This window comes from Streptomyces sp. NPDC088732 (assembly GCF_044751205.1).
Taxonomy (GTDB): domain Bacteria; phylum Actinomycetota; class Actinomycetes; order Streptomycetales; family Streptomycetaceae; genus Actinacidiphila.
In genome coordinates, this window is the sequence record NZ_JBIVLI010000009.1 from 233,506 (window position 1) to 247,784 (window position 14,279).

Annotated in this window: 13 protein-coding genes, 1 tRNA gene and 1 other RNA gene; 10 read left to right on the forward strand and 5 right to left on the reverse strand. The window is 71.1% G+C overall.

What is annotated here, in order from left to right; all coding sequences use genetic code 11:
- Positions 1 to 132: 132 nt before the first annotated feature.
- Positions 133 to 3,240, forward strand: a complete 3,108-nt coding sequence (locus tag ACIP9H_RS17670) for a PA14 domain-containing protein (RefSeq protein ID WP_401591665.1) — start codon at positions 133 to 135, stop codon at positions 3,238 to 3,240.
- Between the two features lie 63 nt (positions 3,241 to 3,303).
- On the opposite strand, the gene ACIP9H_RS17675 is transcribed toward ACIP9H_RS17670, so the two are convergent.
- The gene (locus ACIP9H_RS17675; RefSeq protein ID WP_401591663.1) at positions 3,304 to 3,852 is read right to left on the reverse strand and encodes a YrhB domain-containing protein; all 549 of its coding nucleotides are present in this window, start codon (positions 3,850 to 3,852) and stop codon (positions 3,304 to 3,306) included.
- 1,157 nt (positions 3,853 to 5,009) lie between these two features.
- On the opposite strand from ACIP9H_RS17675, the gene ACIP9H_RS17680 reads away from it, so the two are divergent.
- Together ACIP9H_RS17680 and ACIP9H_RS17685 are read left to right on the forward strand one after the other, a co-directional pair.
- A complete protein-coding gene (locus ACIP9H_RS17680; RefSeq protein ID WP_401591661.1) occupies positions 5,010 to 5,738 on the forward strand; it encodes a hypothetical protein in 729 nt (242 codons plus the stop codon).
- Entirely contained in the window at positions 5,735 to 6,109 is a 375-nt protein-coding gene (locus ACIP9H_RS17685) for a winged helix-turn-helix domain-containing protein (RefSeq protein ID WP_401591659.1), read from the forward strand. The genes ACIP9H_RS17680 and ACIP9H_RS17685 overlap by 4 nt, the downstream gene beginning before the upstream one ends.
- A 369-nt stretch (positions 6,110 to 6,478) precedes the next feature.
- Here the strand turns inward: ACIP9H_RS17685 and ACIP9H_RS17690 are convergent, their stop codons facing one another.
- The gene (locus ACIP9H_RS17690) at positions 6,479 to 7,225 is read right to left on the reverse strand and encodes a methyltransferase domain-containing protein (RefSeq protein WP_401959748.1); all 747 of its coding nucleotides are present in this window, start codon (positions 7,223 to 7,225) and stop codon (positions 6,479 to 6,481) included.
- Positions 7,226 to 7,484: 259 nt separating this feature from the next.
- Here ACIP9H_RS17690 and ACIP9H_RS17695 point away from each other — a divergent pair, with 259 nt between their 5' ends.
- Positions 7,485 to 7,955, forward strand: coding sequence for an Imm1 family immunity protein (locus ACIP9H_RS17695; RefSeq protein WP_401959691.1), 471 nt, complete (start codon positions 7,485 to 7,487; stop codon positions 7,953 to 7,955).
- Between the two features lie 131 nt (positions 7,956 to 8,086).
- Here ACIP9H_RS17695 and ACIP9H_RS17700 read toward each other — a convergent pair whose 3' ends face one another.
- Together ACIP9H_RS17700 and ACIP9H_RS17705 are read right to left on the reverse strand one after the other, a co-directional pair.
- Positions 8,087 to 8,506, reverse strand: coding sequence for a hypothetical protein (locus ACIP9H_RS17700; RefSeq protein ID WP_401959693.1), 420 nt, complete (start codon positions 8,504 to 8,506; stop codon positions 8,087 to 8,089).
- Between the two features lie 196 nt (positions 8,507 to 8,702).
- The gene (locus ACIP9H_RS17705; RefSeq protein WP_401959695.1) at positions 8,703 to 9,026 is read right to left on the reverse strand and encodes a hypothetical protein; all 324 of its coding nucleotides are present in this window, start codon (positions 9,024 to 9,026) and stop codon (positions 8,703 to 8,705) included.
- 309 nt (positions 9,027 to 9,335) lie between these two features.
- On the opposite strand from ACIP9H_RS17705, the gene ACIP9H_RS17710 reads away from it, so the two are divergent.
- Positions 9,336 to 9,467 carry a hypothetical protein gene (locus ACIP9H_RS17710; RefSeq protein WP_401959697.1) on the forward strand — a complete coding sequence of 44 codons (132 nt, stop codon included), beginning with the start codon at positions 9,336 to 9,338 and terminating at the stop codon, positions 9,465 to 9,467.
- A 204-nt stretch (positions 9,468 to 9,671) separates the two neighbouring features.
- Here ACIP9H_RS17710 and ACIP9H_RS17715 read toward each other — a convergent pair.
- Positions 9,672 to 9,759 (reverse strand) — tRNA-Ser (locus tag ACIP9H_RS17715).
- A 95-nt stretch (positions 9,760 to 9,854) separates the two neighbouring features.
- On the opposite strand from ACIP9H_RS17715, the gene ffs reads away from it, so the two are divergent.
- The 5 genes from ffs (at position 9,855) to ACIP9H_RS17740 (ending at position 14,121) form a co-directional block, all read left to right on the forward strand.
- Positions 9,855 to 9,951: signal recognition particle sRNA small type (gene ffs, locus ACIP9H_RS17720), an RNA gene on the forward strand.
- A gap of 36 nt (positions 9,952 to 9,987) precedes the next feature.
- Positions 9,988 to 12,273, forward strand: coding sequence for a DNA polymerase III subunit gamma and tau (locus tag ACIP9H_RS17725; RefSeq protein WP_401959699.1), 2,286 nt, complete (start codon positions 9,988 to 9,990; stop codon positions 12,271 to 12,273).
- Between the two features lie 229 nt (positions 12,274 to 12,502).
- Positions 12,503 to 12,838: a YbaB/EbfC family nucleoid-associated protein gene (locus tag ACIP9H_RS17730; protein WP_360913155.1), complete on the forward strand. Its 336-nt coding sequence runs from the start codon at positions 12,503 to 12,505 to the stop codon at positions 12,836 to 12,838.
- Between the two features lie 46 nt (positions 12,839 to 12,884).
- Positions 12,885 to 13,484: a recombination mediator RecR gene (gene recR, locus ACIP9H_RS17735; RefSeq protein WP_360913157.1), complete on the forward strand. Its 600-nt coding sequence runs from the start codon at positions 12,885 to 12,887 to the stop codon at positions 13,482 to 13,484.
- A complete protein-coding gene (locus ACIP9H_RS17740) occupies positions 13,477 to 14,121 on the forward strand; it encodes a DUF5063 domain-containing protein (protein WP_401591632.1) in 645 nt (214 codons plus the stop codon). Before recR ends, ACIP9H_RS17740 begins: the two co-directional genes overlap by 8 nt.
- The last annotated feature ends 158 nt before the right edge of the window (positions 14,122 to 14,279 follow it).

Below are 14,279 nucleotides of genomic sequence, written 5' to 3' on the forward strand. Positions count from 1 at the left end.
ATTCGCACACACCATCACACGAATACCCGTTCCCATGCCATCATCGTGCAGCTGAGGTGATCAACTGGTCGGCGCACGGGCGGTGTTGACGCCTCGGGGCGCCGCCGGACCCGAGGAAGGACGACGCCCCGGATGGGCAGACCCGTTCCCGTTCCCGTTCCCCCGCGATCCCGTGTCCGGACGGCGCACCGGCTGCTGTGGCCGGTCACCGCTGCCGCCGCCGGGGCCGCGCTCGTCGCCGGTACCGTGCAGACCCCGCCCCCGGTACGGCAGGACACCGTGCCGGCCGCCGCCGTGAGCTGCGCGGACGGCGTGTGGAAGGCCGACTACTACGCCAACACCACCCTCACCGGCACACCCCGCAGGTCGGTGTGCGACACGGCCATCAGCGAGAACTGGGGCAAGGGCCGTCCCAGCGGGACCACCCTGCCGAACGACCGGTTCGGCGTCCGCTGGACGATGCGCCGCAACTTCGGCGGAGGCGGCCCCTTCGTGCTGAGGACCGCCGCCCAGGACGGCGTCCGGGTCTGGATCGACAGCAAGCGCTACGTCGACCTGTGGCACGACTACACCTCCACCCGGTCGGCCGCCGTCAACCTGACCGTCCCCGCCGGGAAGCACACCGTGCGGGTCGACTACGTCGCTCTCAAGGGCTCGGCCAACGTGGCCGTCACCCTCACCCCGAGGACCCCGGACAAGACCGCCCCCCTGGCCCCCGCCTCCGTCAAGGCGACCCGGGGCGACGGCCGGACCACCGTGGGCTGGGCGGCCAACGCCGAGGCGGACCTCGCCGGTTACCGGGTCTACCGCTCCACGAGCAGCCCCGTGGCGATCGACACCGCGCACCGGATCAGCGGCAGCGCCGTGCTGAAGGGCCGCACGTTCACCGCGACCGGGCTGCGCAACGGCACCAAGTACTGGTTCGCCGTCACCGCCGTGGACCGCGCCGGCAACCAGTCCCGCGCCTCCGCCAACGCCTCCGCCGTCCCGGCGGACACCACCCCGCCGCGGCTCCCGGACCTCCTGGGCGCCGACGGCTACGGCGACATCGACCTCAACGGCAACGGAGCGCCCGACGCCGCCGACGACCTCGGCGAGAACTACCTGACCTGGGGCCCGAGCTGGGACGACGATTTCAGCACCAAGGACTCCTTCGCCGGCTACAACGTCTACCGGGCCGCCGCGCCGGGCGGCCCCTGGACCAGGATCAGGAGCGCCGACGCCCGGGTCGTCCAGGACAACGCCTACGCCGACAAGGCCGCCCCGATCGGCGTCACCTCGTACTACCGGGTGACCGCCGTCGACACCGCGGGCAACGAGTCCGCCCCGGCCACCACCGAACCCGGTGAGTACGCCCGGACCACCGCCGCGGCGCTGCGCCCCGACACCGGCCTGTTCCCGCCGCAGCGGCCCACCGGGCTGAAGGGCACACCCGGCAGCGGATTCGCCGTGCTGGACTGGGCGGACAACCCGGCCGGCAGCGCCGCGTACGGACTGACCACCGGCTACCAGGTGCAGTCCGCCGACTCGGCCTCCGGCCCCTGGACCCTGCGGGCCGGGAGCGGCGCACCGCTCACCACGTCGGCGTACTCCGACGGCACCCTGCCCGAGGGCAGCACCCGCTTCTACCGGGTGCGCGCCGTCGGCAAGGTGACCCGCGCCGGGACCGCGCCCGCGTACTCGGCCTGGACCGAACCCGTCACCGTCAGCCGCCCGGTGGAGCCGGACATCTACCCTCCCGCCGCGCCCGCCGCCCCCGAGGTCACCGCCCTCGAGGGCGCCACCACCGTCACCCTGGCGTGGACCACCATCGGATGGCCGGGCTACGACGCCGACTTCGCCGGCTACCAGGTCACCCGCGGCACGGACCCGGGCGGCCCGTTCACCGACTACTGGGGCGTGCGTACCCCGGTGTGCACCGCCATCGCCCCCGATACCGACGAGCGGGTCCGCTGCACCCTCACCGACGGACCGATCGACCCCGACGCGATCCCGTACTACCGGGTCGTCGCGGTCGACAGGACGGGCAACCGCTCCTCCGGCACCGTGGTGCGGCTGACCCGGCTGGCCCCGCCGCCGCCCTCGGCGACCGGGCTGACCGCCACCCGCGACGACGGCGGCGTCCTCCTCGACTGGGACGACTACCCGTCCTCCCGACTCGACCGCTACTACCTCTACCGGGGCAGCTACGGCGACCCGTGCGTCAACTCGGACACCTTCAACACGGCCGACTCCTGGTACCTGGACACCAGCCCGTACCGGCAGGCCCGCTACTGCCTGACCGTGCGGGACAAGCAGGGCAACTACAGCGACCCGGTCTGGGTCGACGTGCCCGCGGAGACCGACGGCTCGCCCCGACGGCCGACCGCGGAGGGCACCACCGACGGCACGCACGTCACCTGGGCCTCCAACGGCCTCGACCCGGCCCGCTACGAGGTCTGGCGCCGCACCGAGACCGACCCCGTGTTCAGCAGGGTCGCGGACATCGCCGCGACGGCCTCCCCGGAGTGGACCGACACCGGGGCACCGGCCGGAGTGGCCGCCTGCTACCGGACGGTCGCCGTGGGCCCGTCGGGGAGCCGCTCGTACTTCTCCGACCCGGGCTGCGCGGTGCGCCCGTACCCCGAGGGCACCACGCGGCCCGGCCGGCCCGGTGACCCGGCCGCACGGCAGGACGGCGCCCGGGCGGTGCTGTCCTGGCAGCCGGTGCCCGGCGCCACCGGCTACCTGGTCTACCGGGACTGGCAGGACGCCGCCCACCCCGGCACCCGGGTCCAGGACCAGCCCGTGACCGGCACCACCGTGACGGACACCGCCGCGCCCGCCGTCCGTTTCGGCGCCTACTACGCGGTGGTGGCCGTGGACGCCGACGGCGTGCGCTCCGAGGCGGCGGTGCTGCCGTGGACCGGCGACGGATACGTCAGCCACATGACACTGGCCGCGACCGGCTCCGCCGACGGCGTCCGGCTCACCTGGGCATGGGTCTGCCCGTACGACAGCGGATGCCCGGAGCCGTACGCGGTCACGGTCCAGCGCTGGAACCCGGCCACCCAGGTCTGGGACGAGGTGACGCCGCCCCTCCCCGGCACCGCCGAGTCCTACCTGGACACCACCGCGCCGGCCGGTGCGACCTCCTCCTACCAGGTCCGGATCCAGGCCGAGGACAGCGAGGGCTCCCACTACGTGATCGGTGAGGGCGCCACCCCCGCGACCCGCCCGGCCCCACCCGCCACGACCTGACCCCGCGCCCCCACCGCCCGCCCCACCGGCGGGCGGTGGGGCGCGCGATCGCAGGGAAGGTGCCTAACGGCGGACGGTCCGCACCGCGTACACCGGGTTGAGCGGTTTCACAAGCGCCCGATCGGCGATGGCCAGCAGGCCGGCGGGGACGTCGCCCCGGTGCAATCCGGTGACGTACTCCAGCGCCCGCGCGGGTGACAGCACGGGCAGCCGCTGCCGCAGCGCACGTCCAGCATGGATGCGCCCACGCCTGGTGGCGACTTCGCGTATCTCGTCGTGCAGATCGTCCACCGCGGTACGGACGGGCAGCCCCCGGATCCGGGCACGGTAGTCGTCCTCCCAGTGGCCACCGGCCGAGGAGACGACTCCGATTTGGTGCAACCCCCCGTCGACACGATCGACCAAGTAGGGTCCGTTGCCGACCAGCAGGTGCCGCGTGTTCCCGGTGCGCAGGTATTCCACGGACTGCCAGGAGACGATCCAGACCAGTTCGTGCTCACTGACATCCGCCACAGCCGTGCGTACCGCATGCGGATCTGTCGCCGCCCACTTCCGGTCCTCGCGTTCCAGCTCGTCCTCCACGATCCGGACCGCGACGTCTCGCTCGATCACGCGTGCATCCTTCCTCGTACGCCCCGCGGTACGGCGACGCGCAAGTTCCCAAGCCAGGGAACTGGGGCGGCGACTTGTCTCGCTACCCCGAGAGCATCGGAGCCCAGTGGCAGAGCTGCCCCTTCGTCGGCGAGTACGGAGCGATCCTCGCGCGACCTGACGGCCTCGTTCATCTCATTTGTTCCGGGGTTGCCGGGCCGCGCGAAACGCTGGACCTCTCCCGACGGATGAGCCGGTTCAGAGCCTCCTCGAAGGACTCCGCGACCCGCCAGTGGGCACAAGGGCTCATGCCGCCGTGGGACCGGGATCCGGCGCCAGGTTCGGTGCCGTACCGGGCGGGAGTCAGAAAGCGTCCCTCCACCACCCGTTTCCGTTACGGCGGTCGATGTCCAGGTACTGCCGCTGGATGATCAACTGATCCACCCTCTCGACGATGCGACGCACCTCGCGCGCTGTCTTGGAGGGGAGGGCGCAGATCGCGGATTCCAGGATGTCCCGCTCCTCGGCGGGCTCCGGACAGCAATCGGGATGGCCGCAGCGGTCGGCGAAGAGGGACGGAAGTTGTCCCCGTGGGGCGCGTGCGATGCTGCACCAGCGCGAGAGGGCTCGCCCGACGACCCCTGGGCCCAGGCGCGTGCGCTCCAGTCCAATGATCTCGGCCTGGGCCGGTCCGGACAGTTGGCCGATCCTGGAGTACCTGCCGTCGTGCGGCGAGAACACCCGGTTCTGCGCCCTCAGGCGCGTTGGGCGCCTACGCGGCATGGGCCCTTCGGTCGGTGTTCATGCGCACAGCATGGCAGGGCATCCGCGCGATTGCGCTTGATATCTCGCGCCGAGCTGGGGAGCCGCCGTCACCGACCGTGCCGCTGTTCGGCGCCGGCCCTCCCCGCCGACTTCAGGCCGACGCTCACGGGCGGCTGATCGGTGCGCCGCCGCAGGTAGCCACAACTCCTCTTGACCGCAACGTACTTTGCATTGCAAAGTTCATGGATGCGGGCAGCCGACCGGCGGCCCGCTTCCCAGCGCTCCCGAAGCGCGACCACAAGGGGGGCCTCATGGGGACACCGTCACTGAGCGGCGCGGGATCCGAGCCAAGGACGCACGCCGTCAGCCTGTTAGCGGCGACGGAAGACCTAAGGGCCAGGACTCGCGCGCAGATGAACGGCTCGTGGGTCTCCCTCCTCGGCTTCGCCTTTCTTGCGCTGGCAGCCTCTCCGGTTGCCCGGTACGCCTTCAATTTCGGCGCCCATGGACGCAACGTCGGGTCCTATCCGGCCTTCGCCTATGCCGAGCTGAGTGACCTGTGCGTCGTCCATGAACTGGGAGCCCCCTGTGTGAGGGGCGAGTTCGACGGCGCCGTCCTCCGCTTCGCGGCCTGGGGCGTGTGGTTCGCGCTGCTTCCCCTGGCATGGTTCGTCTTCGCCCGCTGGTACCGCCTGCGCGGTGAGGACCGCGGTGTCGTGCCCCGTCGTGGCATGTGGGTCCGTACGACCGCCGTAGCCACCGCAGCGATCACGACGGCCCTGATGGCCCTGCTGTTCGGCGGGGACCAACCGTGGGAGGTCGTACTGCTGGAGAACAGCTACGTCTCCCCGTGGTACCTCGTCGGCCTTGGACTCGTCGCACTCGGAACAGCCGAACGCAGCTGGATCGCCGTGGCCGCCGGTACCGCTCACGCCCTGCTGCTCACTGGGTACCTCGGGGCCTCCTGGGGCAGCGGATGGCTCCCCTGGCAGCATCCCGCACACCCCGACTGGACCGACGGACCGCAGGCCAAAGCACTCCTGCTCGCCGCCATCCTGCTCCTTGCCGGCCTGGCCGAGTGGGCCGTGGCCCGTCGTCGGCCCGCGCCCGAGGCGGTTGAAGCCGGTACGGTTGCCGCATGAGTGTCGGGGACTCGACCGCCGGGTGGGACGAAGAGGAAGGACTCCATCCGACGCAGTCGCTGAACGACACCGTCCACCAGCGTGTACGCCTCGGCATCCTCACCGTCGCCCGGGAAGCCGATCGCGTCGAGTTCGGCTTCCTGAAGAATCAGTTGGCCGTCACCGACGGAAACCTCTCCCGGCACGTGAAGGTGCTGGAGGACTCAGGTCTGATCACCGTGGAGAAGGGCTACGCCGGTCGGCGCCCCCGAACGTGGATTGCCCTCACCCGTCAAGGCGCGCAGGCGCTGGACGCGGAACTTCGCGCCCTGCGTGCCCTCGTCCTCCGCCTGGAAACCCCCCGTCCCACGGCCGACCCGTCGGAGGCGTGATCACCGTTCCGTCAGGGGTGCGGTACCCGCGGGTGAGGCTTTACGGCCTCGAACGCCGAGAACGCCGCCATTCGCCGAGCGTCCCGACCACCGTGATGCCGACGAACGCACAGACGCCGAACTGCACCAACTCCCAGAACGGCGCATGGCTGAACAGAACCCCCGCCAGCGTGCCCGCCACAGCCGCAAAGAGGGCAGCCCCCGCGTTCCCCAGCAACATTCGGCCCATGCCTCATCCCCCGTCCCCGTGTTGCCCATGTACCCGTACGAGGCCGGGAGGCCGACCTCGCAGGGGCGGTCTCAAGGATGACCCAGGTCCGCCGTGCCGGACGAGGCAATTGCCGGTGCGGCGATCGGACCCCCCGGGGGTCAGGCCTTCGTGAGGACGAAGAACAGGAAGCACAGGAACTTGCCCGACGGCTTCTGCGCGAAGACTTCGGGGAACCGTTCGCGGGCCTCGGGCGCCGGGGCCGGTTCGCTGATGACGTCGATCCGGAAGCCGGCCGCGGTGAACGCGTCGGTGATCGCGTGCAGCGGCCGGTCCCAGAAGGTCATCAGGTGTTTGGCGCCGCCGAGTTCCCACATCTCGGAGCTGGCGCGTGTCGCGAAGTAGTCGGTTCCGCGCGGCGCCGCCATCTGGCTGACGAAGGGGTGGTTGACGGACACGATGAGCCGTCCGCCGGGCTTCAGCACGCGCCGCAGTTCGGCCAGGGCCGTTGTCCAGTCCTCCAGGTAGTGCAGGACCAAGGAGGCGACGACGTCGTCGAATCCGGCGTCGGCGAACGGCAGCGGGCCGCCCAGTTCGGCGCGCTCCAGCACCACGTCGTCGCCGAGCCGCTTGCGGGCCAGCGCCAGCATCCCGGCGCTGGAGTCGAAGCCGGCCACGATCGCGCCCCGCGCGCGCAGGTCCTCGACCACGGGGCCGGCGCCGCAGCCGGCGTCGAGGATCCGGCGGCCCGCGACGTCGCCGGCGAGGTCCACGATCGCGGGACGCGCGTAGTAGGCGTTGATGAGGCTGTTCTCGTTCTCCGCCGCGTACGCCTCGGCGAAGCGGTCGTAGTCGTTCGCCTTCTCCCCGGGCCCCGGGGGCGCCTCGACGGGACTGATCCAGGACATCGACCTGGGCACTGGGCCGTCCACCTGTCCGGTCTCAGGGATGGCGGGTCCGCCGGTCGTTCCGGGACGGTTCGGCAAGGTCGACCTCGTTCGTTCGGGCCACGGTGGGCATGACGGGAGTTCCACGAATCGGCCGCTCGGCCCCCGATGAAGCCGGCGTACTCGAAACTACGCGACGAAGTCGTGTGCGAGGACGTACTTCCTGGGAGTTGTACGGCGACATGCGAGGGTAGGGAGGACGTGTGGCGAGGTTGAGACAGTGACTGATAACCGATTGGAAGCGCGTTACCGCCGAGCTGACATGCAGGACCCCGTGCTGATTTCCACATCGGGTGAAGTGGATTGCCTTATCGACGCTCTGTTGGCAGGGCCGGAAACCCACAACGCGGTGCACATCCTGTCGAGGGCTCGACCTGTGATGTGGCTGGGATTTCCGGATCATGAGCTCTACGTCGGAGTAAGCAGAGCTGACCAGGTGGGCTCGTTGGCTCTCTCGCTGCCCGAAGTCGGACGCATTGCTTCAGTGGGTTCCCCAGGTTCACGCAGTGGCGTCACATATCATGTCGCAGGGCATTGGACTGAATTTGCCGACAATTCCGAGATTTCATTGACGCGCGTTCGCGAGGCCGTCAAGGAGTTCCTCCGTTCGGGAGGAAATATTCCGACTTGCCTGAAGTGGAAGCCCTTTGAAACCCTTGGCGAGGGTGTGGACAACGACCCTTGGGCGTAGAGCCTTGATGCCATGGGAATTCGTCTCACCTGTCGGAAGGCTGCGGGCCGGGCCTCATCCGGGCGGATGCTGACCCGCGGCAACGCCGTCCCATCGCCGCTGTTGGGAGTTGCACGGCGCCGGGTCTGTCATCAGTTGAGGCAATCGGGGCAGTCCACCACGGGCGGCGGGTGCGGGAAGGTGCGGTTGCCTTCCAGCCAGTTCTCCAGCCACTGGGCCAGGGTGAACCGCTCCTCGAAGAATCGGTGCCGCTCGCAGAGCGCGTTCGGGTCCCAGCCCCACATGCGGGCCTCCGGTGTACGGAAGTCGACGTGCCACCAGATCGCGCAGCCCAGTGTCATCAGCGGCGGAGTGTGAAGCAGATACAAAAACTCGGGGTCAGACTTGATCTCGCGCACGCACCGGAGCAGGGACTCCTCCTCGCTGTACCACTTGCCGGTGTCGGTCAGGGACAGGACGCCGTCGGGTCCGAAGCCGCCATTGGCGACCTCCAGGTACAGGCGTCGCAGCAACGCCGGCATGGGGTGTCCCACGATCTCGTCGTCGGTCACTGGTCGATGATCAGCGCAGGCGCCGAAAGTCTCAAGGCTTGCGGAGCGGCCCCGACCTCCAAGGACCAGGCCGGCCGTGCGTTTGGCGGGGTGGGGCCGTAGCGGCGTTCGTCGCGCAGCGGGGCCCACAGTCCGTACCTTGCCGGACAGCTGCAGACACCGGTGAATGAGACGGAAGGTGAGATGGAGGCCGTCGTCATGCTCCCATTCCCTGGTTTCCTGAACGCCTTTCCTTGATCGTCCGCCAAGCCTCCTTGGGGCTTTGGCCGCCCGCTCGCGCGACAAGGTAGACCAGCCACTGTTGCCGGGTCATGTACTCGTCGTGAGGATCAAGCACGCGGATGTCGTCGGTCGTGGGCGCGACTTCAAGGGCGAGACCGTCGTCCGAACCGAAGTCGACGTGGATCAGCCAACCGGCCGCGCCACGCTCGATCTCGAACTCTGCCGAGAGCCCACGTTCGTGCAGTGCGGACCGGGCCTCCTCCACGAGTCGGGTACCAGGGTCGGGTGTTGTCGCCATGCCGGCAGGCTATGGCGAACAGGCCCGCTCCTCATGCCATGAGCTGGGGAATCACCGCTCGTCGGAGTCCACATGGAGTCGTGACCTGGATGGATGGGTCCCTGCTGCCCGTGCAGGAGGGACGTGCGATGCCCGACATCGACCGTGCGCGTATCGGTCAGAAGGGAGGTTCGAGATCGCCGCGTCCATCGCTGTGCGGCCCCCGGTCCCAGGCCTCCTCCCCGAATGGTTCAGGGGCGGGGACGTCATGGCCCCGTGCTTCGAGGGCTGTCCGGGAGCGTCGCTGCTGGTGTCCAGGATGTGGCGAGCGTGCACGACGAGGTGATCGCGGTGTTCGGTGAGCGCGGGGTGTTCGGCGAGGATGAGCGCGGTGATGACGGCGGCTTCGCGCACGTCTTCGTGGCTGTCCAAGGCTTGGCGCAGGTCTTTCGCCCCGAGTAGGGACCGCTCAGCGACTCGGAGAGGCCTGCGCAGCGGGGCCGGCTCCTGCCTGCTGCTCGGTGTTCCCGGTGTCGACCGGACCCGTCAGGTCGGCGGCGCGCCGTGGAGCTCGCCGGACATCACGAGACGGAAACTGAGCCGCAGAACCTCGAAGGGCCCCACCGCGACCGGTGGGGCCCTTCGACAACGTGCCCGGTGAGGCACTGGCGGAGGATACGAGATTCGAACTCGTGAGGGGTTGCCCCCAACACGCTTTCCAAGCGTGCGCCCTAGGCCACTAGGCGAATCCTCCGCGGCAAACATTACTAGACCGGAGGGAGTGCTCGCGAACTCGTTCCTCGGGAGCGTCGGCGTGCATCCGGGGGTGATCGGATCGGGTAGGCTGGGTGCAGCCCCTCACGTGGCGCTATCTCGCTGAACCCCCCCAGGGCCGGAAGGCAGCAAGGGTAGGTGGGCTCTGGCGGGTGCGTGAGGGGTCTTTCTTTTGGCCCGGGAGGGCGGCCCGTGTGGGGTCCGTCACATGGGTGGGGCCCGGGTGTCGGTGGGGGCCGATATCGTCGTAGGCGTGTCCCTTGCTCTGTACCGCCGCTATCGCCCCGAGACCTTCGCCGAGGTCATCGGGCAGGAGCACGTCACCGACCCGTTGCAGCAGGCGCTGCGGAACAACCGGGTCAATCACGCGTACCTCTTCAGCGGGCCGCGCGGCTGCGGCAAGACGACCAGCGCGCGCATCCTGGCGCGCTGCCTGAACTGCGAGAAGGGCCCGACGCCCACGCCGTGCGGCGAGTGCCAGTCGTGCCGCGACCTGGCCCGCAACGGCCCGGGGTCGATCGACGTGATCGAGATCGACGCGGCGTCGCACGGTGGTGTGGACGACGCCCGCGACCTGCGGGAGAAGGCCTTCTTCGGGCCGGCGAGCAGCCGCTACAAGATCTACATCATCGACGAGGCGCACATGGTCACCTCGGCGGGCTTCAACGCCCTGCTGAAGGTGGTCGAGGAGCCGCCGGAGCATCTGAAGTTCATCTTCGCGACCACGGAGCCCGAGAAGGTCATCGGCACGATCCGCTCGCGCACCCACCACTACCCCTTCCGGCTGGTGCCGCCAGGGACGCTCCGCGACTACCTGGCGGAGGTCTGCGAGCGCGAGGCGATCCCGGTCGAGGCCGGGGTGTATCCGCTGGTGGTCCGGGCCGGGGCCGGCTCGGTGCGCGACTCGATGTCGGTGATGGACCAGTTGCTCGCCGGTGCGGGCGAGGCCGGTGTGACGTACGCCATGGCGACCTCGCTGCTGGGGTACACCGACGCCGCGCTCCTGGACGACGTGGTGGACGCCTTCGCCGCCGGGGACGGCGCGTCGGCGTTCGAGATCGTGGACCGGGTGATCGAGGGCGGGCACGACCCGCGCCGCTTCGTCGCCGACCTGCTGGAGCGGTTGCGGGACCTGGTGATCCTGGCGGCGGTGCCGGACGCGGTGGAGAAGGGCCTGATCGACGCCCCCGCCGATGTCCTGGAGCGGATGCGCGCGCAGGCCGGCGTCTTCGGCGCGGCCGAACTGAGCCGCGCCGCCGACCTGGTCAACACCGGGCTCACCGAGATGCGCGGGGCGACCTCGCCGCGACTCCAGCTGGAACTGATCTGCGCCCGGGTGCTGCTGCCCGCGGCGTACGACGACGAACGGTCCGTGCAGGCCCGGCTGGACCGGCTGGAGCGGCGCGCCTCCGCGGGCGGTTTCGCGGCGCCCGCGGGCGGCCCGGCCGGCGGCCCCGCGGCTCCGGTCGTGGAGTTCGGCGAGCCGTTGCCCCCGGGCGGCGGCCGTGCGGCGGCCCGCGCGGCGATGAACGCCCCGGCACGTCCCGCCGACGAGCCCGCCGCCGCGCCACCCGCCCCTCCCGCCCCTGCCCCCGTACAGGCGCCCGCCCCCGCGGAGACCGCCCCCAGTCCGGTCGCAGCCCCCCGCCCCGGTGCCTGGCCGAGCGCCGCCGCCCCCGGGAGCGGCCAGCGCCCCGGTGCCTGGCCGGCCGCGGCCTCACCGGCGGCCCCGCCGCCCCCCGCTCCCGCCGAAGCGGCCCCCGTCGTCCCCGCCGTTCCCGCCGCCCCCGCGTCCGGGGCGCCTGTCGGCGACCCCTCCCGGGTCCGCCAGATGTGGCCGGACATCCTGGAGGCCGTCAAGAACCGTCGCCGGGTCACCTGGATGCTGCTGGAGCAGAACGGCCGCCTCGTCGGGTTCGACGGCTCCACGCTGCAGATCGGCTTCGACAACCCGGGCGCCCGCGACAGCTTCGTCAACCGCGGCCACGAGGACGTCCTCCAGCAGGCGATCACCGACGCCCTGGGCGTCCAGTGGCGCATCGAGGCGATCGTCAGCCCCGGCGGGCCGGGCGGCGGTTCCGGGGGCGGCTTCGGCGGCGGTTCCCGGCCCGGCCCGGGACACCCCCAGGGCCCGGCTCCCGCCGCGCCGCCGCAGCCCCAGCCGTCTCAGCAGCCGCACCAACCGCAGCAGGCTCAACCCCAACAGCCCCATCAGCAGCCCCAGTCGGCCGCTCCCGCCACGCCGGCCCCGCAGGCCGCGCCGCCCGCCACGGGCAGGGCCGCCGCCGCACGCGCCGCGGTGGGGGCGCCCTCCGCGGTGTCCGGTGGCGTGTCCGCCGCCGCGCACGCGCCGGTCGCCGAGGAGCCGCCCCCGGTCGAGTACGACATGCCCGAGGACGACGACCCGGACCTGGTCGAGTCCGCGCTGAGCGGCCACGACCTGATCGTGCGGGAACTGGGCGCCACCGTGATCGAGGAGATCGCCAACGACTGACCGGCGACCGCCGGTGACCGCCGGCCGGCTTCCGGCGGACCTGCGGGCAACCGCCGGGCAAGCGGCCGGCGACCGGCCAACGACCGGCCCTGTCCGGTCCTTCCGGCCGGAACGGGCGGAACGGGCGACGCGTGTCGGTCGTTCCTGGCTACGGGTAGCGCGAGCGGGCGTCCGAGCACGTAGGCTCGCCCTACCCGCACAACCGTCGTCGTGAGGCAGGAGCGAGACCGTGATCCCCGGTGGTGGTCAGCCGAACATGCAGCAGCTGCTCAAGCAGGCCCAGCAGATGCAGGAGAACCTCGCGGCAGCCCAGCAGGAGCTCGCCGAGACCGAGGTCGAGGGCACCGCGGGCGGCGGCCTGGTGAAGGCGACGGTGACCGGTGCCGGCGAGCTCCGGGGTCTGGTCATCGACCCGAAGGCGGTCGATCCTGAGGACACGGAGACGCTGGCCGACCTGGTCGTCGCCGCCGTGCAGAACGCGAACGCGAGCGCGCAGGAGCTGCAGCAGCGCAAGCTCGGCCCGCTCGCCCAGGGGCTCGGGGGCATCCCCGGCCTTCCTTTCTGACGGCCCCGGGTCTTCCGGACCGTCCGAGCGACGAAGAGGGCACAGCGTGTACGAGGGCGTGGTTCAGGACCTGATCGACGAGCTGGGCAGACTGCCCGGCGTGGGTCCGAAGAGCGCGCAGCGGATCGCCTTCCACATCCTTCAGGCCGATCCCGCCGACGTCCGCCGGCTCGCGCACGCCCTGAGCGAGGTCAAGGCGAAGGTGCGGTTCTGCGTGGTCTGCGGCAATGTCGCCGAGGCCGACCAGTGCCGGGTCTGCCGAGACCCGCGCCGCGACACCACGGTCATCTGCGTGGTCGAGGAGCCCAAGGACGTGGTCGCCATCGAGCGCACCCGCGAGTTCCGGGGCCGGTACCACGTGCTGGGCGGCGCGATCAGCCCGATCGAGGGCGTCGGCCCCGACGACCTGCGGATCAGGGAGCTGCTGGCGCGCCTCGCGGACGGCACCGTCACGGAGCTGATCCTCGCGACCGACCCCAACCTCGAGGGCGAGGCCACGGCCACGTATCTCGCGCGCATGGTCAAACCGATGGGACTGAAGGTCACCCGTCTCGCCAGCGGCCTGCCGGTCGGGGGCGACTTGGAATACGCCGACGAGGTCACGCTCGGCCGAGCCTTTGAAGGAAGGCGGCTCCTTGATGTCTGACAACGCCCTCGACCCCGACGACTTTGCGTCCTCGATCGTGGATCAGATCGAGAGCTTCATCCTCTCGGTGCGGGAGGTCGCCAAGGGCGACGACCCGGACAGCGCGGTGCCCTATCTCCTGCTGGAGGTCTCGCAGTTGCTGCTGGCCGGTGGCCGGCTGGGGGCGCACGAGGACATCGTCCCGGAGGAGCGGTACGAGCCGGACCTCGGGCCGGAGCCGGACACCGACGAGCTGCGCGAGCGGCTCGCGGTGCTGCTGGAGCCGATCGACGTCTACTCCGAGGTCTTCGACCCGTACGTGCCGCGCAGCACGCCGGTCGCCTGCCGGATCTCCGACGACCTCGCGGACGTGGTGACCGACCTCACCCACGGTCTGGCGCACTTCCGGTCCGGCCGGATCACCGAGGCGCTGTGGTGGTGGCAGTTCTCGTACCTGTCCAACTGGGGTCCGACGGCCTCGGCGTCGCTGCGCGCCCTGCAGTCGCTGGTGGCGCACGTCCGGCTGGACAGCCCGCTGGACGCGCTGGACGGCCTGGACACGGACGCGGGCGCGGACGACGACCGGCTCGCGGACGAGGCGGGCCGTGTGATGGCCGCCGAGATCGCCAAACCGCTGGGGCTGGGCCCGGCGAAGTGACGTTCCGCCGGCGGGACCGCCCGGCGTCGGCCTCCGTTCACGAGGGCGTACGCCGGGCGCAGTGACATGGAGCACGGCGTGCGGCGCGATTACCGCGGCGGGGCCGTGGGCAGGTGGTCCGCTGAGTGAGCCGGGCGTCTCAGCATGTGGTGGTATGG

What these genes read in the sequence shown, in the direction of transcription:
- ACIP9H_RS17670 (WP_401591665.1), top strand. Translation starts at nt 133, where the DNA reads ATGGGCAGACCCGTTCCCGTTCCCGTTCCCCCGCGATCCCGTGTCCGG.
- ACIP9H_RS17680 (WP_401591661.1), top strand. Translation starts at nt 5,010, where the DNA reads ATGAACGGCTCGTGGGTCTCCCTCCTCGGCTTCGCCTTTCTTGCGCTG.
- ACIP9H_RS17685 (WP_401591659.1), top strand. Translation starts at nt 5,735, where the DNA reads ATGAGTGTCGGGGACTCGACCGCCGGGTGGGACGAAGAGGAAGGACTC.
- ACIP9H_RS17690 (WP_401959748.1), bottom strand. Translation starts at nt 7,225, where the DNA reads ATGTCCTGGATCAGTCCCGTCGAGGCGCCCCCGGGGCCCGGGGAGAAG.
- ACIP9H_RS17705 (WP_401959695.1), bottom strand. Translation starts at nt 9,026, where the DNA reads ATGGCGACAACACCCGACCCTGGTACCCGACTCGTGGAGGAGGCCCGG.
- ACIP9H_RS17725 (WP_401959699.1), top strand. Translation starts at nt 9,988, where the DNA reads ATGGGTGGGGCCCGGGTGTCGGTGGGGGCCGATATCGTCGTAGGCGTG.
- ACIP9H_RS17740 (WP_401591632.1), top strand. Translation starts at nt 13,477, where the DNA reads ATGTCTGACAACGCCCTCGACCCCGACGACTTTGCGTCCTCGATCGTG.